Source organism: Pseudomonas sp. P5_B3, from assembly GCF_056400405.1.
Map to the genome: position 1 here is coordinate 26,991 of NZ_JBFULI010000013.1, position 17,099 is coordinate 44,089.

Annotated in this window: 19 protein-coding genes, 1 tRNA gene and 1 pseudogene; 11 read left to right on the plus strand and 10 right to left on the minus strand. The window is 56.9% G+C overall.

Translation table 11 applies throughout. The features are described 5' to 3' along the window. Nucleotides 1-91: 91 nt before the first annotated feature. Nucleotides 92-814, plus strand: coding sequence for an amidotransferase (locus AC1DRN_RS10505; protein WP_223462208.1), 723 nt, complete (start codon nt 92-94; stop codon nt 812-814). 110 nt (nt 815-924) lie between these two features. On the opposite strand, the gene AC1DRN_RS10510 is transcribed toward AC1DRN_RS10505, so the two are convergent. From AC1DRN_RS10510 to AC1DRN_RS10520, 3 genes are all read right to left on the minus strand, one after another. Beyond that, nucleotides 925-1,896, minus strand: coding sequence for a magnesium and cobalt transport protein CorA (locus AC1DRN_RS10510; protein ID WP_223462209.1), 972 nt, complete (start codon nt 1,894-1,896; stop codon nt 925-927). Between the two features lie 160 nt (nt 1,897-2,056). Continuing rightward, on the minus strand, nt 2,057-2,779 hold the full coding sequence (locus AC1DRN_RS10515; protein ID WP_223462210.1) for a lysophospholipid acyltransferase family protein: 723 nt from the start codon (nt 2,777-2,779) through the stop codon (nt 2,057-2,059). Between the two features lie 227 nt (nt 2,780-3,006). Next, nucleotides 3,007-3,696: a crotonase/enoyl-CoA hydratase family protein gene (locus tag AC1DRN_RS10520; protein ID WP_223462211.1), complete on the minus strand. Its 690-nt coding sequence runs from the start codon at nt 3,694-3,696 to the stop codon at nt 3,007-3,009. Nucleotides 3,697-4,004: 308 nt separating this feature from the next. Here AC1DRN_RS10520 and AC1DRN_RS10525 point away from each other — a divergent pair. After that, nucleotides 4,005-4,094: transfer RNA gene (locus AC1DRN_RS10525), tRNA-Ser, on the plus strand. A gap of 155 nt (nt 4,095-4,249) precedes the next feature. Here AC1DRN_RS10525 and AC1DRN_RS10530 read toward each other — a convergent pair. The 4 genes from AC1DRN_RS10530 to phbB all read right to left on the minus strand — a co-directional run bounded on the left by AC1DRN_RS10530 (nt 4,250) and on the right by phbB (nt 8,452). After that, complete coding sequence (locus AC1DRN_RS10530; protein WP_223462212.1) at nt 4,250-4,516, minus strand: hypothetical protein; 267 nt, start codon at nt 4,514-4,516, stop codon at nt 4,250-4,252. An 81-nt stretch (nt 4,517-4,597) separates the two neighbouring features. Next, complete coding sequence (phaC, locus tag AC1DRN_RS10535) at nt 4,598-6,301, minus strand: class I poly(R)-hydroxyalkanoic acid synthase (protein ID WP_223462213.1); 1,704 nt, start codon at nt 6,299-6,301, stop codon at nt 4,598-4,600. A 160-nt stretch (nt 6,302-6,461) separates the two neighbouring features. Then, nucleotides 6,462-7,640 carry an acetyl-CoA C-acetyltransferase gene (locus AC1DRN_RS10540; protein WP_054593293.1) on the minus strand — a complete coding sequence of 393 codons (1,179 nt, stop codon included), beginning with the start codon at nt 7,638-7,640 and terminating at the stop codon, nt 6,462-6,464. 65 nt (nt 7,641-7,705) lie between these two features. Next, entirely contained in the window at nt 7,706-8,452 is a 747-nt protein-coding gene (phbB, locus tag AC1DRN_RS10545) for an acetoacetyl-CoA reductase (RefSeq protein WP_007988010.1), read from the minus strand. Between the two features lie 271 nt (nt 8,453-8,723). Here phbB and AC1DRN_RS10550 point away from each other — a divergent pair, with 271 nt between their 5' ends. Continuing rightward, nucleotides 8,724-9,839 carry an AraC family transcriptional regulator gene (locus AC1DRN_RS10550; RefSeq protein ID WP_317851125.1) on the plus strand — a complete coding sequence of 372 codons (1,116 nt, stop codon included), beginning with the start codon at nt 8,724-8,726 and terminating at the stop codon, nt 9,837-9,839. 14 nt (nt 9,840-9,853) lie between these two features. On the opposite strand, the gene AC1DRN_RS10555 is transcribed toward AC1DRN_RS10550, so the two are convergent. Further along, a complete protein-coding gene (locus AC1DRN_RS10555; protein ID WP_477786702.1) occupies nt 9,854-12,277 on the minus strand; it encodes a DUF3141 domain-containing protein in 2,424 nt (807 codons plus the stop codon). A 250-nt stretch (nt 12,278-12,527) separates the two neighbouring features. Here AC1DRN_RS10555 and phaP point away from each other — a divergent pair, with 250 nt between their 5' ends. After that, nucleotides 12,528-13,091: a TIGR01841 family phasin gene (gene phaP / locus AC1DRN_RS10560; RefSeq protein ID WP_223462216.1), complete on the plus strand. Its 564-nt coding sequence runs from the start codon at nt 12,528-12,530 to the stop codon at nt 13,089-13,091. A 35-nt stretch (nt 13,092-13,126) separates the two neighbouring features. Here phaP and phaR read toward each other — a convergent pair whose 3' ends face one another. Together phaR and AC1DRN_RS10570 are read right to left on the minus strand one after the other, a co-directional pair. Continuing rightward, entirely contained in the window at nt 13,127-13,660 is a 534-nt protein-coding gene (gene phaR / locus AC1DRN_RS10565; protein ID WP_223462217.1) for a polyhydroxyalkanoate synthesis repressor PhaR, read from the minus strand. A 59-nt stretch (nt 13,661-13,719) separates the two neighbouring features. Continuing rightward, nucleotides 13,720-13,926 (minus strand): annotated as a pseudogene (locus AC1DRN_RS10570) (helix-turn-helix domain-containing protein); the annotation flags it as partial. A 334-nt stretch (nt 13,927-14,260) separates the two neighbouring features. Here AC1DRN_RS10570 and AC1DRN_RS10575 point away from each other — a divergent pair. The 7 genes from AC1DRN_RS10575 (at nt 14,261) to AC1DRN_RS10605 (ending at nt 17,096) form a co-directional block, all read left to right on the plus strand. Beyond that, nucleotides 14,261-14,515 (plus strand): type II toxin-antitoxin system HicA family toxin, encoded by a 255-nt coding sequence (locus AC1DRN_RS10575; protein ID WP_223462218.1) that lies wholly within the window; start codon nt 14,261-14,263, stop codon nt 14,513-14,515. Continuing rightward, complete coding sequence (locus AC1DRN_RS10580) at nt 14,512-14,844, plus strand: type II toxin-antitoxin system HicB family antitoxin (RefSeq protein WP_223462219.1); 333 nt, start codon at nt 14,512-14,514, stop codon at nt 14,842-14,844. The genes AC1DRN_RS10575 and AC1DRN_RS10580 overlap by 4 nt, the downstream gene beginning before the upstream one ends. 135 nt (nt 14,845-14,979) lie before the next feature. Beyond that, nucleotides 14,980-15,300, plus strand: a complete 321-nt coding sequence (locus AC1DRN_RS10585; RefSeq protein WP_223462220.1) for a YbjQ family protein — start codon at nt 14,980-14,982, stop codon at nt 15,298-15,300. A 146-nt stretch (nt 15,301-15,446) separates the two neighbouring features. Then, a complete protein-coding gene (locus AC1DRN_RS10590) occupies nt 15,447-15,635 on the plus strand; it encodes a hypothetical protein (RefSeq protein ID WP_015096086.1) in 189 nt (62 codons plus the stop codon). Between the two features lie 312 nt (nt 15,636-15,947). After that, nucleotides 15,948-16,316, plus strand: a complete 369-nt coding sequence (locus AC1DRN_RS10595; RefSeq protein WP_007988063.1) for a hypothetical protein — start codon at nt 15,948-15,950, stop codon at nt 16,314-16,316. Nucleotides 16,317-16,429: 113 nt separating this feature from the next. Then, on the plus strand, nt 16,430-16,897 hold the full coding sequence (locus AC1DRN_RS10600; protein ID WP_223462221.1) for a glycine zipper domain-containing protein: 468 nt from the start codon (nt 16,430-16,432) through the stop codon (nt 16,895-16,897). 16 nt (nt 16,898-16,913) lie between these two features. After that, nucleotides 16,914-17,096 (plus strand): hypothetical protein, encoded by a 183-nt coding sequence (locus AC1DRN_RS10605; RefSeq protein ID WP_223462222.1) that lies wholly within the window; start codon nt 16,914-16,916, stop codon nt 17,094-17,096. Nucleotides 17,097-17,099: the final 3 nt, after the last annotated feature.

A 17,099-nucleotide genomic window follows, 5' to 3' on the forward strand; every position in this document is an offset into this window, starting at 1 on the left:
GCGATGACGCATTTCGGGGCTTGCCTTGTCACGGTGTTTCAAGGCAGGCTCTGGGGTGTGCATTATTCCCATCACGTGTCAGGTATTTTTTATGTCGTTACGCATCTGCATTCTGGAAACCGACCACCTGCGTCCGGAATTGGTTGACCAATATCAGGGCTACGGGCAGATGTTCAAACACCTGTTTTCGCAGCAGCCGATTGCCGCCGAGTTCACGGTCTACAACGTGGTGCAGGGTGAATACCCAAGCGACGACCTGACATTCGACGCCTACCTGGTGACGGGCAGCAAGGCCGATTCCTTTGGCACCGACCCGTGGATCGAAACCCTCAAGAAATATCTGCTGACCCGCTACGAGCGCGGCGACAAGTTGCTGGGTGTCTGCTTCGGTCATCAGTTGCTGGCACTGCTGCTGGGTGGCAAGAGCGAGCGTGCAACCCAAGGCTGGGGTGTCGGCACGCACAAGTACAAGATGGCCGCCAAGGCGCCATGGATGAGTCCGGTGCGCGAAGAATTGACGTTGCTGATCAGCCACCAGGATCAGGTCACGTCGCTGCCGGAGAACGCCACGGTCATTGCTTCCAGCGATTTCTGCCCGTATGCCGCCTACCACATCAACGATCAGGTGCTGTGCTTCCAGGGGCATCCGGAATTCATCCACGACTACTCCCGTGCCCTGTTGGAGATTCGCCAGCAGGCACTGGGTGAGCAGGTCTACTCCAAAGGTATCGCGAGCCTTGCGCAGGAACATCACGGCGCCACGGTTGCCGAGTGGATGATGCGGTTTGTGGCGCACAAGCCAGCAGCTGATTGAAACTAAAAGCATCGCGAGCAGGCTCGCTCCCACATTGATCTCTGCAACACCGAAGATCCATTGTGGGAGCGAGCTTGCTCGCGATCGAGTGCGAAGCACTCGCCTGGGATCTAAAGCCACCCCGACTTCTTGAAACTCGCCCACAACCCCAAACAACCCACCGTAATAAACCCCAGCACTCCGAAATACCCGAATTGCCAGCTCAACTCCGGCATGTTCTGGAAATTCATTCCATAAATACCCGCCACCGCCGTCGGGAAGGCCAGAATCGCCGCCCAGGCCGCAAACTTGCGTTGCACCACACTCTGTCGAGAGGCCTCCAACAGCACCCCGACCTCAATCGTCTGGCTGGCAATATCCGCCAGGGTCGTCAGGTCTTCCATTTGCCGCGTTACATGGATCTGCACATCGCGGAAGTATGGGCGCATGTTTTTATCGATAAACGGGAAGCTCAGCCTTTGCAATTCCTCTCCTATCTCGATCATCGGGGCCACATAACGACGCAAGCGCAAGACATCACGACGCAGGCCATGTAGCTTCTGGATGTCGTAGTCATTCAATGAGCCGCATAACACGTTGCGTTCCAGTTCGTCGATTTCCCCGTGAATGGCTTCGCCCATCGGCTGGTAGTTTTCGATCACGAAATCGAGGATGGCATAGAGTACGAAATCTTCCCCGTGCTCAAGCAATAGCGGACGCGCCTCACAGCGTTGTCGGACATGGGCGTAGGACGCCGAGTGACCGTTGCGCGCAGTAATGATGTAGCCGTTGCCGGCAAAGATATGCGTCTCGATGAACTCGAGTTTGCCTTCATGGCGGATGGGCGAATAGGTCACGATGAACAGCGCATCGCCGAAGGTTTCCAGCTTCGGCCGGCTGTGTTTTTCCAGGGCGTCTTCGATGGCCAGTTCGTGCAGGTTGAACTGGCGTTGCAGGTTGTAGAGTTCCTCGGCGTTCGGCTCTTCGAGGCCGATCCAGACAAAGTGCCCGGGTTTTGCAGCCCAGGCTGCGCCTTCGTCGAGGGTGATATTGGTGACTCTCTTACCGGCGCTATAAACCGCTGAAGCAACAACTCTACCCATGATGGTGATTCACTTCTTTTGGCAGCTTTTAATTGGCAAAAAATGCAATGGCAGTGTGGATCAGCTTAGCCTTGCAGTGTTTGAGAGTCAGTTAAATCTGCCGAGTTCTGGGTAAAGACTCGCAGGCAAAAGAAAACCCGCACCAGGCGGGTTTTCTTTTTCAGGCGGCTTGCAGTTGCCGGTCCATCGATTCGATGCATTCACGCATCTGCTCGCGGCACTGGGCGATCAGCATGGGCATGTCGTCCAGGCTCAATCCGGCGGTGGGAATCGCCGGCAATGAGCGAATCAGAATTTTCCCACTGCGCCAGCGGTTCAATCGCATGTGTTTGACGTAACTGCTGACACACACAGGCACGATCGGCACCCCGGCGGCAATGGCCATCTGAAAGGCGCCTTTCTTGAAGGGCAGCAAATCTTCACCCAGATTACGCGTGCCTTCCGGGAAAACCCAGATCGAGGTGTCTTTGTTTTGCAGGGTGTGGGTAGTGGTCAACATCGAGTTGCGCGCCTTGTGCGCATTGCCGCGGTCGATCAGCACATTGCCGGCCAGCCAGAACAACTGCCCGAACAGCGGCACCCATTTCAGGCTCTTTTTGCCGATGCACACGGTACGGCGGGGCACCACGTTGCCAAACACAAACAGGTCGTAGTTGGACTGGTGATTGGCGATGATCACGCAGCTGTCCGGTTTATCCATCAACGGCCCGACGTCGGCCTTCACCCGCAAACGCAAAATACACATGGCCGGCCATGCGTACAGGCGTGCGCACAGACGGCTGTTGTCCGGATTGAATGGCCGGCACAGGCCGAGAATCACACCCAGCACACCCGCCACGATAAAGTGCAGACCCATCAATGACATACGGAACAAAAACAGCATTTACAGGCCCCACCGGGACAAAAGGTGGCGCAGTGTACGGATGTGCACTGTTTTCGGCAATTGCTCCCAGGAAAGTGGGAGATAGCCGATGTTTGTGCTGATGTTTCCGACCAATCGGTCAGAAGCGATCTAGAGCGGTTACAGAGGTTTAACACAGGTATGTATGAAGAGGCATGTATGAAAAAGCCCGACACGACGGTCGGGCTTTCGTTGCAGCAGATCCGGGCTTAACCCAAATGTTCCTGGTCCTGGATGATTGCGTTGTCCAGGGCCTCCAGCAGCGCTTTGCGTACTTTCAATTTGGTGTTCTTGTGCGCGGTCATGTTGATCTTCTTCAACTGGCGAGCCGCCGCCAGTGCCGCGCCTTGCAGTTCTTCAGCCGAGACCACGACATCAAGGAAACCGGCAGCCACGGCGCCTTGTGGACTGAACATCTCGCCGTTGACCACCGAACGCTGAAGCGCCACTTTGTTCAGGCGATCACGTGCGATCTCAATGCCCGCGTGGTGCATGGTCATGCCGATCTGCACTTCGTTCAGGCCAATGCTGAACGCACCGTCTACGCCAATGCGATAGTCGGCCGACAACAGCAGAAACGCGCCCTTGGCCACCGCATGCCCCGGGCACGCAACGATCACCGGGAAGGGGTGCGACAGCAGGCGGCGGGCCAGGGTCGAGCCGGAGGTCACCAGTGCCACGGCTTCTTTAGGGCCGGCCGTCATCACCTTCAAGTCATAACCACCGGAGAGAATGCCCGGCTGGCCAGTAATGATCACCACCGCACGATCAGTCACGGCCTGATCCAGCGCAGCGTTGAGCTCGGCAATCACATCCGGGGAGATGGCATTGACCTTGCCATTGCTCAAGGTAAGGGTCGCGATACCGTCTTCGAGATGGTAGGAAATCAACTCACTCATGACGCTATTCCTTTCAATAAAGTTGGGCAGACGTTACCCACCGCTGCAGGCCAGGTAAAGCGCTGTGACTGACCCGCCAGTCACCCTTTGCCTGCCCGCCAGGCGCAGCCCGCCGTGCTTGCCGCGCATTCCCCTCTATATAGAAGAGGGCACGAAGCCGGAGATTGGCCGGTTTGCCATGGCCCCGAGCGACCGGAAACGCTGAATCGCGTTAACCGCATGAAAATTCTGAAAAAAATGTTTGCCATCGGAAATGCTTTCGACTACATTAGCGCGCCTCGACAGACAGAACTTGTTTGAAGAGATACGGTGAAGTGTCCGAGTGGCTTAAGGAGCACGCCTGGAAAGTGTGTATACAGGAAACTGTATCGAGAGTTCGAATCTCTCCTTCACCGCCACATTTATACGAAAAAGCCCTGATTATTCAGGGCTTTTTCGTTTCTGCGTTTCTGAAAAAACTCCAGCCCGGCAAATCATTCCATCAGGGATGAAATGGATTGTCGCCCCGTGCCCAATATTTGCCTCACATCCTGGTAGCGATCCGCGAGAATGTTTACCCTGGCATTGCCCAGGATTGCAGCGTGTAGCCCCCCAGGCTCAACTCGGCGCGTACCTCTTCCAGCAGGTTTTCCAGCTGCGCCGGGTCGGAATAGGTACTGCTTGGAATCTGTTTGCGACAAATACGAGTGGCTGCCCGGTCGATGACGGTCAGGCTCAGTTCGCCATTACCGTCTTGCGCGGCCCAGGCGACGCATTGAAAAGGTTCGAATGCGTGCCCGGCAATCAAAAGTGCTTCGTTGATGCGCAACGCGGTGCTCATGGGGCCTCTTTCCTTGTACCGAAACAAATGATCCGCAGTTGACCTGCTGCATGAAGTCATGCAGCAGGGCATTTCAGTCTTTCATTGCTTTACGTAACTGCCTGGCGCCGGCTCCAGAGGCGGGAATTTGTCATTCCCTATGTGCGCAACCGCTGGTTGGCGCTCGCCGGAGTGTCCCGCCAGCCAGTTGAACCAATCATTCCACCAGCTACCGGGTTGCTGCTCGGCATTCTTGAACCAGGTCTCCGGGTTTTTCGTGACCCGATTATTGGTCCAGTAATGGCGCTTCTGCTTGGCCGGTGGATTGATGACGCCGGCGATATGCCCTGAAGCGCCTAATACAAAACGCTTGGCCCCGGAGAGCAGGTTGGTGCTGGCGTAAGCGCTTTTCCAGGGCACGATGTGATCGTCATGGGTGGCGAGGATGTAGGCGGGAGCGTCAATTGCACGCAAATCAAGCTTGACCCCACAGCACTCCAGCTCGCCTGATTTCAAATCGTTCTGCAAATAGGTGTGGCGCAGATACCAGCAGTACATCGGCCCCGGAAGGTTGGTGCTGTCGTTGTTCCAGAACAGCAGATCAAGCGGGATCGGCTTCTGCCCCTTGAGGTATTTGTCGACGTTGTAGTTCCACCACAGCTCGTTGGGGCGCAGTAGGGAAAAGGTATTGCCCATGTCCTCACCACGAAACAGACCGATGGGACCATTCATGCCGCCGATGGTGCGCTCTCGATAGGCCACCAGTTCTTCGTCGACGAATATGTCGATGGGACCGGTATCCAGGTAGTCAAGAAACGTGGTGAACAGGCTCACGCTGGCGATCTCCCTGTCGCCGCGTGCAGCAAGTACTGCCAGCGCCGTGCTCAGCAGGGTGCCGCCGATGCAGAAGCCCACGCAATTGAGTCGCTGCTCGCCACTGATATCGCGGGTCACCTGCAAGGCGTCGATTACCCCGTGCTCAATCAGGTCATCCCAGGTGGTGCCAGCGTGCTCCTCGTCAAAGTTGCGCCAGGACATCAGGAATACGGGATGTCCCTGTTCCAGCAGGTGGCGGACCATCGAGTTGTCCGGGCGCAGATCAAGGATGTAGTACTTGTTGATCGACGGAGGTACGACGAATACCGGGTGTCGGTACTGGGTTTCGCTTTGCGGGTAGTACTGAATTAGCTGGAATAGGTGATTCTCAAAGACGATTTCGCCGGGGGTGTTGGCCAGATCGACGCCAACCTTGAAGGCGCCGCTATCGCACTGGCGCATTTTGCCTTCGTTCATGTCGCTGGCCAGATGCTGCATACCTGTGAGCAGGCTGGCACCTTGAGTCTCAACCGCACGCTGAAGCGCATCAGGGTTACTGACCAGGAAATTGCTTGGCGCACTGGCGGCAATGGCTTGCTCCACCAGATAGCGCAGGCGTTGGCGCGGTTTTTTTTCGTCAATCAGCAGCTTGTCGAGCAGTTTCAGGAGAAAGCTTGCGTTGAGCAGGTAAAACGCAGCGAGGGAGCCGAACAGTGGCTCGCTCCAGTTGCCGCTGGAGAAGCGTCGATCATCGAAGCTGAAGGGTTGGCCGGTCAGCAGTTTTTGGCCGAGTTGGCCCCATTGAACCTGGTAATCCGCTTGAAGGCTGTCCAGGGTTTCGCGAGGTAACTCGAACCAGGCGCCGTGCTCATGCCCGGAAAACCACGGATTGGTGCTGACCCATAGGCGTAATTGTTGCACTGCAAAGGAAGCGATGAACGGAACCTGGCCTGACCAATAGGTTTTGAATGTATGTGCGTTGTTGTCCATAAAGTTCCTTGCCCATACAGATGAGCCGGGCAGAAAAAAGCCGCGCTTTGCCGGACTCCGACACAGCGACGGCAGGAATGCGGGCAGCGTTGACTGACGCCAACCTGATGCGCGGAACAAGGGTCCCAAGTCCGCGCATGGGCTACCCGGATGCCGTTGGTTAGCGCTCGATAGCCAGGCCGACGCCTTGTCCGCCGCCGATGCACAAAGTGGCCAGCCCTTTCTTGCCGTCGCGACGGATCAGTTCGTGCACCAGCGACACCAGAATCCGTGCCCCCGACGCGCCGATCGGATGGCCAAGGGCGATCGCGCCGCCGTTGACGTTGACCTTGCTGGTGTCCCAACCCAACTCTTTACCAACTGCAAGCGCCTGGGCGGCGAAGGCTTCGTTGGCTTCGATCAGGTCCAGGTCCTCGACGTTCCAGCCGGCCTTTTGCAGGGTCAGGCGTGTAGCCGGGACCGGGCCGATGCCCATGATCGACGGGTCCACGCCGGCGCTGGCATAGGCTTTGATGCGTGCCAGTACCGGAAGGCCAAGAGCTTGTGCTTTGGCGGCGCTGGCCAGCAACAGCACGGCCGCACCATCGTTGAGGGTCGAAGCGTTGCCGGCGGTCACGCTGCCGTCTTTCTGGAATGCCGGTTTGAGTTTCGCCAACGCTTGCGCAGTGCTGTCGATACGCGGCTGTTCGTCGGTGTCGAAGACCAGCGGTTCGCCCTTGCGCTGAGGAATCAGGATCGGGGTGATTTCGCTCTGGAAGCGCCCGCCCTCAATGGCTGCTGCGGCTTTCTGTTGCGAGGCGGCAGCGAAGGTATCCTGTGCTTCACGAGAGATCTCGTACTTCTGCGCCAGATTCTCGGCGGTGATACCCATGTGGTAGTCGTTGAAGGCGTCCCACAGACCATCCTGGATCATGCTGTCTTGCAGTTGCGCATGGCCCATACGCAAGCCGGTGCGTGCCTTGGGCAGAACATAGGGGGCCAGACTCATATTTTCCTGACCGCCAGCGATGACCAGTTCCGCGTCGCCGCAACGGATTGCCTGGACGGCAAGATGGACCGCCTTGAGACCAGAGCCGCAGACCTTGTTCAAGGTCAGGGCAGGCGTGGTGTGTGGCAAGCCAGCCTTGATCGCTGTCTGGCGTGCCGGGTTCTGCCCAGCGCCGGCAGTGAGTACCTGGCCGAGTATCACTTCATCAATTTGAGCGGCATCGATMCCCGTCTGCTCCAGCAAGCGGCGAATCACTGCGGCACCCAGTTCGGTTGCGGGAATTGCAGACAGAGCACCCTGGAAGCTGCCAATGGCGGTACGAGTAGCGGCAACGATTACGACTTCGTTCATGCGTGACCTCATCGAAAAGACAAAATTCGTCGAGCAAACCAGGGCATTCCTGCCCTGATCGGGGGTTATTGCATGTTCATGCCGCCGTTTACCGAGAAATCGGCACCGGTGCTGTAGGCGGACTCATCGGATGCCAGCCAGGCCACGATTGAGGCGATCTCTTCGGGTTGGCCAAGGCGACCAACCGGAGTTGCTGCGATCATGCCTTCCAGAATGTCCGGACGAATTGCCGCGGTCATGGAGGTCTGGATGTAGCCTGGGGATACGGTATTGACGGTCACGCCCTTGCCGGAGACTTCCCGGGCCAGTGCCATGGTGAAACCATGGATGCCAGCCTTGGCGGCGGAGTAGTTGGTCTGACCGAACTGGCCACGCTGACCGTTGATGGAGGAGATATTGATGATCCGCCCCCAGCCTTTGGACAACATGCCTTCAATGACTTGCTTGGTGGTGTTGAACAAGCCCGTCAGGTTGGTCCCGATCACGCTGTTCCAGTCTTCCGGGGTGAGCTTGCGAAAAGACGCGTCGCGGGTGATGCCGGCGTTGTTGACCAGCACATCGATCGGGCCGAATTGTTCACGGGCCATCTCGAAAGCCTTGCGGGTTGACTCCCAATCGGTGACGTCCCCATAGATGAACTCGAACTCGTAACCTGCCTCCAGTTGGCTGGCACGCCAGTCGTTCTTGCGGCTGGAATCAGAGCTGCAGCCGACGATTACCTTGAATCCTTCCTTGTATAGACGTTGGCTGATTGCCGTACCGATACCGCCCATACCACCCGTTACCAAAGCAATGCGACTACGCGATTCCATACATCTACTCCATTTTTTTGCGCTGCAGGAGAGAAGATTGTTCGATATCGACGGGCCGTGCGGAAGTGTTTGAAGGTGACGTTCTCCTGTCCATCGGTGCCACGCGGGTGTTTTGGCCTGCTGGCAAAAAAATGAGGAGCACCCATACTTGGATCAACTCTTAAAACTCAATGGATAGTTAATATTCCTGAAACACTGTTGAAATATGTTCAGTGCATGTCAGTATCGGCTCCGGACAGGACGTTCGGTTCCATTGGTCAATGAGGACGCCATGTATAGAATGAGTTCGGGTTATGCCAGCATGCTGGCGAATACGTTTCTGGCCCAAGGACTGGACCTTGCCGGTCTGTGCCAGGAGGCGGGACTGGATGTCGGGTTCGTGAGTCAACCAGGAGCATTCTGCGAGCGAAGCATTATCTATCGTCTTTGGGACCTGGCTGCTCAGGCTTCGGATGATCTGAATATCGGTTTGAAAGCCTACGGGGAATTCCATCCCAGTAGTTTTCAGATCGTGGGCTACACGATGATGTCCAGTTCGAATCTGAAAAGGGCGCTTGAACGTCTGGTTCGTTTCAGCCCGTTGATTGGTACCGGATTCAGCCTTTTCCTTGTCAAGGAGCAGCAGCATTACCGATTGGCCAATCTCGATCATCGGCAACATGGCTCGGTCAAACCCCGGCAATACACGGATGCAGCCTTGGCTTCGCTGCTGGGTTTCTGCCATTGGCTGGCAGGTGGCAAGTCACCGCAACCGTTGAGTGTGGAGTTCACTTATCCCGAACCTGAAGACACGTCGGAGCATCAGCGGCTTTTTGGCTGTCCGCTGCGTTTCGGGGCGGCATATGACAGCATCCTGTTCGATGGCCAGGAGCTTCTGAGTCCGTTGAGCATGGCCAACGAGGCGTTGGCCACGCTCCATGACAGTTTTGCCGAGGCTCAATTGGACCTGTTGTCCGGTTACTCTATCGTTGGCAGGATTCGCGCGCTGATTACCGAGCGCTTGAGCCAGGGGCAAGGCCAAGGGCAATGCGATATGGAATCGATTGCGGCGGCACTGAATATCAGCAAGCGAACGCTTCAACGAGGCCTTGAGAAGGATGGCACGCAATTCAAGGACGTCCTGAACGATGTGCGCCGGCAGATGGCTGACTTCTATTTGCGCCATTCTCATTTCAACTTGAAGCATGTGACTTGCCTGCTCGGCTTCCATGATCACAGCAGCTTCCATAAGGCGTGCATCCGTTGGTTCGGTATGACGCCCGGTCAGTATCGAACCGACGAGTTGTCGCCTGTGGTCGAAAAAGTCGCGCGGGTCCGTTCCATGAACCTCATCGGTCTGTCCAGAGATCATAAGGTCGCAGGCTTCACCGAACGGATTCACCGCTAATCCCTTGTGAAGGGTCATTGAGGCTTGGGGCCTGTTGTACCTTTGCGCGCTTTGCGCTTCGGGGCTTTGACTACGTTGGCGGGAGCGGGCAGTGGTGTAATCTGCGGCGCCGCAGGTGGCTGCGAAGGGGGCTCCTGCGCGATGACAACTGTTTCACCGGGTGGTTGGGTCAGGCTGAAGCCCGGCAGGGGGACTTCGAGCAGCGCGTGCAGTTCACGCCAGAATTCGCCTTCAGCTCCAACGGTCGCCAGCAGTTCAGGCATCAATTGCCCAACGGCTGTCAGGACCTGTTGGCGCTCCTTTGCCTCTGGTAGCAACAAAGGCAGGCTGCGCAAGCTTTCCTGCGGGTGGGCGAAAACCAGCAGGTTCTGCAATCGGATGGCTTCGCGCAGGGCAGTGGGCTCATTGCTGTAGTCCTGGACCAGCAGGTGCACCTGCTGGATCAGCTTCTCGATGCTTTCCTTGCCCGCCTTGTCGCTATCGCGGCCCAGCAAAAACAGAATCCGCACCAATGCTTCCAGAGGGCCGCCATGAGGCRGCGCATCCTGCAGGCGTTCGATCAGGGCCTGGTCCAGCTGGTCGGCATGTGCCTGGAGATTTCGCACAGGCTTGTTGCTGGTGAAGGCACTCAGTGCGCCGTAAACACCGTAAAAACACAGCTCCTGAGTGGCGTCACGCACATCGCGATAAGCATTCAGGGCGTCTTGCATCTGGTTGGAAAACAACGCTTGCCAGGCCAGCAGCGGGTTGTCTTTGCGTGCAGGATGACGATCACTGCTCACTTGGGAGGCGGTCCCGGCTAACCACCACAGCGCCGGATTCAGGCTGCTCCATAGCACTTGCTGCTGATGGAAGGGGTGCGCCCTGCGCAACAGTTCGGCAATTGGCTCGTTGACGATCTGACGTAGCCACGGACGTATGAACCCGTCGTAAAACGCGCTGTTGATTTCAGAGGCGCGCTCCACCAGAGAGAATTCGCGATCGTCATCACGGGCCGGCTCGACGTCATCATGGATATCGGCGATTCGCCTTGATTCGAAACGCACTCGGTATTGCATGTCATCGCTGCCTGAGGAGGTTGGCAGATCGTCAATCAGCATTTCATACAGTCCCGCCGGCAGCGCCTTGATGGTTTCGACCGCGCCGAGCATCCCACGGTGTTCGCGCCGCGCCACTTTGCCGGAAACAAAAATGCCTAAATGGCCGATGCTGGCGTGCCGCAGGTAGACGATGGTACGTCCTGCGTCATGCAAAGCGAGATCGCTGGGATAGGCATCGGCGATCCAGTCCAATGCCTGCTGGGGAGGGGTGATGTTGTCTCCGTAGGAACAGAACACCACCACTGGTGCTTCAATACGTTTCAGGTCAATGCCGGTGCTCTTGCGGCCGAGACCGCCGGATAACTGGTTGCCGATGAAAAGGTCATCGACAATCATCTCGATCTCTTCGCCATTGAGCAGGGTCGGGCTGCCCCACCAGCGTTCGAAGTCGAGGAAGCGCGCAGCCTCGCTGTCGACCTGGCTGAACAACTGGTAGTACTTGCCCCAATAGGTGTTGGCCGGGTCCAGGTTTTCGAAATTGCTGACCAGCCAGGTACCGTCGAAACGGCCATTGCCCAGGTCGCTGCCCAGGCGAGCCATCCAGCCGCCACCCAGCAGGCCACCGATGTAGCGCATCGGATTGCGTCCATTGACACCGGCCCAGTACGACAAGGGGGCACCATTGATAATGATCAATCCCGGCAGTTCCGGCCGTGTTGCCGCCAGTCCCATCAAGGCCCAGCCGGCCTGGCAGTTACCGATGATGATCGGCTTGCTGTTGGCCGGGTGAAGGGCGCTGACGACATCGATGAACCGGGCCTGGGCTTCGACGATATCGGTCAGGGTTTGCCCAGGCAGCGGTGAGTGACTGAAGGAGATGAAATAGGTGGGGTGGCCGGCTCTGAGGCTTTCACCTAATACCGAATCCTGTTTGAAACCGCCGATTCCCGAGCCGTGGCCGCCGCGTGGGTCAATGATGATCACCGGCTGGGCGTTGCTGTCGATTCTTTGCTCTGGTCCGGGGAGGATTCGCAACAGTGAATAGTTGACCGGGCGTGGGAGGTCGGAGCCTGCGACCAGGGTTTCATGATCGAACTTGAGCAGCAGAGGATACCCGGCGCGTTCATGGGCCAGGGTATTATCGCCACGCTGGCGCAGGGTGTCCCAGAACAGCAGGCTGCGTTGGCCGAGGTCGGTGAAGTATTCCTGCCAGTCAGTGGGCGTGGGTTGTCTGAGCTGACCCCGCTTCAGAGGCGCGAGGGTTTTTTCCTGGCGCTGGCGCAAAGCACCAAGGACGTTCAGGGTATTGAGCTGCTGCAGATGACTCAGGTGTTCGAACAGGCCGCGTTGAGAGGAGGGTTTTTCATATTGCGATGCAATAATATCTTCCTGGCCCATGGTGATCTCCTGGCGTTATGCATGAGAAGAAGCTGCCTGCGCCTCATTAATAAGCAGGGCTTGGCTGGCTGTTCGATGTTAGGAGTCTATAGCGAAAAGAGGCAGGAGAAGAAAATTTTTTGTGCGCTGCACAAGAAATCATTGCTAAACGGATTTGTGCACTGCAATATTAAGGCTAGCGCGATGACCGGCAGGATCGCTATCGCGTCCTCGGGCCCATGTAGGCCTTCCAGCATCAGGAGATTCAAGCATGTCTTTTTTTAACTCGGAAAAATTGCAAGACGCTCAGAAAGCCAACCTAGACCTCCTGCAGCAAATCAGCGGCAAAATCTTCTCCAGTGTTGAACAGTTCAGCCAATTGCAGTTCAAGACATTGCAGGCCGCCACCGAGGAGCAGTTCGACGGCTTTCGCAAGCTGCTGGCAGTCCGTGATCTACAAGGGCTCACCGAGCTCCAGACTTCTTTCACCCAGCCAAATGTGCAAGTCGAACGCCTGGCTGAGTTCAATCGCCAAGTGCAAGCGTTGATTGTCGGCACTCACTCGGAAATCGCCAAACTGACCTCGCGTCAGGTCGAGGCGGGCACCCAGCAGGTGCAAGAGTTCGTTGAAGTGATCAGCAAGAATGCACCGGCTGGCTCCGAGCCTGTTGTGGCCGCGTTCAAGTCGTCGCTGGCGAATGCCGGTACCGTTTTTGAAAGCGCACAGAATGCCGTAAAACAGGCTGCTGACGTTGCCCAGAGCAGTTTTGACGCAGCGACCGCCGCAGCCGGTAAAACCGCTCCTGGTGCCAAGGCTACTAGCGGTAACAAGTAAGTCACATTAAAGCGGTTACACTGATGGCGATGGGTTTACTCCCCATCGCCATTTTTTTTCGGCCCGCCACCGGCACCTGGCTTGCCTGGTGGCATGCCGCCGAACAGGCCGAAGAGGTTCTGAGTGTTCAGGTAGAGGGCTTTTGACTGGTCGACATACTGGCGCATCAAATCCTGCATGACCGGTGCTTGCTGGTGCATGAACTCGCTCCAGGCTTCAGATGACTGAGCGCCGGTCTGGGACTGGATGTCGATGACCGTCTGGATGCTTTTATCCAGGTAGCTGCCGAGGACGCTCTGGTAGGGACCGTAGAACTGGATAATCCCCATGAGCATCTCGCTGGAGAATATCGGCTCACCGCCACTTTCGGCTTCCAGAATGACCTGCAGCAAAATACTTCGGGTCAGATCCTCGCCAGTCTTGGCGTCGACCACCTCGAACGGGATTCTATCGACGACCAATTGGCGAATATCCGCAAGGGTCAAATGACTGCTGGTGTGCGTGTCATACAGACGGCGATTCGGGTACTTCTTGATCAGACGGGTGGTGTTCCGACTGTTATCTGTCATGCGGGGCTACTCACGGCAAGCCTGATTTGCAGGCATCTTATCCTACTCTGATCACTGCCACTCCAATGCGTCGCCTCACGCGGCACGCGCTGGGTGGTCAGCGTAAGAGCTTTCTTCATCTTTTGAGTGCTGAGCTTGCGAGGCTGGCCACTTCGAGGCAGGGTCGTTCAATCCCTCAAGACCCGCCTCCGGATAGCGCTTTCGCCATTTGAACACCACAGGTTCCGGGATCTGGGCTGATTGCTGATGTCTCTGGGCGTTAATCCAACACTCTGTGCACCTGCTCCTGAGTTGGCTAAGTAACGCTGAGCAAACAGGGCGCGCTTCTGTGATCGCCACATAGGTTAGCGTGGGGGGAGGGACCAGCTAAAAACGCAGCAAGCGTAACGCTTTACGCAACTCTAGGAAATTGCCTACAACCCCGGCGAGAGTCACCCCGATATCCTGCCTACCGTGCAAAACAAACCCTTCCACACGAAAACGCCGCTTTCCTGTTCTGGATAAGCGGCGTTTTTTAAAGCGCGCGTTAGAGGCTTCTCCCACGCATCAGCGATGTCATTCGCGGTTGCTAAACCCTGCACGGTATCATGATATAATACCATGAATAATAAACAGCTCAGCACCCTCAAAGCCGTATTTTCAAGACCAGCCCCAGCAAACATGGAGTGGTCCCGCATCGAATCCTTGTTCGGCGCTGCAGGGGCCAGAACCATCGAAGGCAATGGTTCACGAGTACGTTTTGAACTGAATGGTGTGGTGGCCACTTTTCACCGGCCCCACCCCGACAAAGAAGCCAAGCCCTACCAGGTGCGTGACGCCCGGGCTTTCCTTGAACAAGCAGGAGTTACCCCGTGAGCGTAATGACCTACAACGGCTACTCAGCCCGGATCGAGTACAGCGACGAAGACGGCCTGTTCGTCGGCCACATTGCGGGCATCAAGGATGTTGTCGGGTTTCACGGTGAGTCAGTCAAAGAACTTCGCAGCGCATTCGAAGAGGCCGTCACCGATTATCTGGAGACTTGCGCCAAACTCGGCCGCACCCCACAGAAACCCTATTCAGGCCATCTCAGTCTGCGCCTGGCCCCAGCCCTTCACGCTACGGTTGCTGTGAAAGCTCAGTTAGCCCACAAAAGTATCAATCAGTGGGTCGCTGATGTTCTTGATCGCGAGGCCCATGCTTAAGCAGTGAACAAGCCGATCCGGCTGGATGGCCGGTTTGCCACCCCCCCGCTGATCGCACTGTGCGTTTTGAAGACTGCAGCTATTTCCAGTTCCCGGCAATGCGCTGGCTGAATTTCTGAACAGGAAGGAACACCCATGATCACCACCACAACCCACTCCATTGAAGGCCGGCAAATTACCGCCTACCTGGACATCGTCAGCGCCGAGTCGGTGCAAGGGATCAACGTCGTCCGTGATGTGTTTGCCGGGATGCGCGATTTTTTCGGCGGGCGTTCCCAAACACTGGAGCGGGCGTTGAAGGAGGCGCGCATTCAAGCCACCGATGAGATCAGGGAGAGGGCGGAGGCGCTTTCGGCGGACGCAGTGGTCGGGCTTGATTATGAGATCAGTATGCCGGCCGGCAAAGGCGGGATGGTCGTGGTGTTTGTGACCGGGACTGCGGTCAAGTTGGGGTGAAAGGTGAGAAGCCATTCGTCGCTCACGGGGAAATAAGAACGGCAGGTCCATTAGTGACCGTCTAGTCTCAAAAACCTTGGCGGTCGATATTTTTTCGGCAAAAGGGCTTGCCGGTGTCGATCCCGCTTTTTGAAAGGGGTGAAGAGATGGCAGATCCGTATATCGAGGACGATGGCGCAGAGTTTCCGATCAACAATTGCGTGCAGTGTGGCCAGACCCAATATGTGGCCAGCTTCGGCGAGGACCAGACTGAGGTCGGCAAGATCAAGACCAGGGCGTGCCGGGTACTGAAGGGCAAATTCTTACCCAAGGTGACAGCACCGGTCAGGAAGTAATAGAACGTTAGGCAGCCCCCGTCATTTAGCGGGTTTTTTGATGTCTGAAAGGGTTTTATGACAAGTATTTTAAAGTGGTGATCTTTCACAAACTTTTCACAGCACCCTCCGTAATCTCGACTCATCCGTTAGAAAGCAACACCTGGCCCGTTTCCCCAGCGGGCTTTTTTTTGTCCGCGATAAAACCTTTTCGGTAAATGCTGTCCAACCGTCGCCAATCGCGAAGTTGGACCGGCGTGCTGGACTTTATCCGCGCAAAAGCATTCAATCTCGCCCCCTTTTTTGTTTACCCCTATTTTTGAGGTTTTTGTCATGCGTTTAACACTGCCTGCTCTGGTTCTGGGGCTTCTGGTTGCTCAAGGTGCAATGGCTGGTGACGGCACTGCCGCGCTGGGCGGTGGCTTGGGCGGCGCATTGGGTAACGTGGTCGGCCAGAAGATGGGCGGCAGCACTGGCGCAGCGATTGGTGCGGGCGTGGCTGGCGCGGCGGGCAGCGCAGTTGCCGCCAAAAAAGGTCATCGCACCAGCGCTGCTATCGGTGGCGGTGTCGGCGCTGCCGGTGGTTCGGTGATCGGTAACAGCCTTGGCGGCAAGTCCGGTGCCACCATCGGTGCGGGTCTGGGCGGTGCATTGGGCGGCGGCGTAGGCAGCAACCTGGCCAATGGTCATAAGCGTCACTGATCCTGATTCATATTTGAAAAGAGCCCGGCTTGATGCCGGGCTTTTTCGTATATGAACGTTTTACACCGCAGCGGCTCAAACCTTCCAAACCCTTGAAGAATGTGAGGCGTACCATGGACTCGAAAACCAGCGGCAAAAGAAACGGAAGCCTGAGCGCTCGGCGATTAATGTTGCCGGCGATTGTTTTTGGATTGCTGGTCTCGCAGGTGGCGCTGGCGGGAGGTAATGGAGATGCCGCGGTGGGCGGTGGTCTTGGTGGGGTGTTGGGCAATGTGGTTGGTGGCCAGGTGGGCGGCAGTACTGGCGCAGCGATTGGTGCGGGTGTTGGCGGAGCGGCCGGTAGTGCCGTTGCCGCGCCCAGGCACAGCCGTACCGAGGCAGCGATAGGCGGTGGTTTGGGTGCGGCGGGTGGATCGGTGGTTGGCAACAGTCTTGGCGGTTCGACCGGATCGGCAATCGGCGCAGGCCTGGGCGGTGCAGCCGGCGGTGCGGTCGGCAATGATCTGGGGACTGACAGCGGTCACTCCCATTCCGGTAACGGTTATAAACACTCGAACAAGCACCACAAAAAGCATCACTGACTGAGCGAGGCATCCCATGACTGCGAAAACCGAAGGCAAGGAAGAAAAAGGCTCGAGCGGACTGCCATCCATCAACGATCCCGGCAATGAAGATCCGGGATCGCTGATGGATGATGCGACGGTACCGCTTAACGATGCTGATGATTTGGGCGATGTGGGGAATATTGAGTGGGAAGATGAGGAGGAGGACGAAGATTGATCG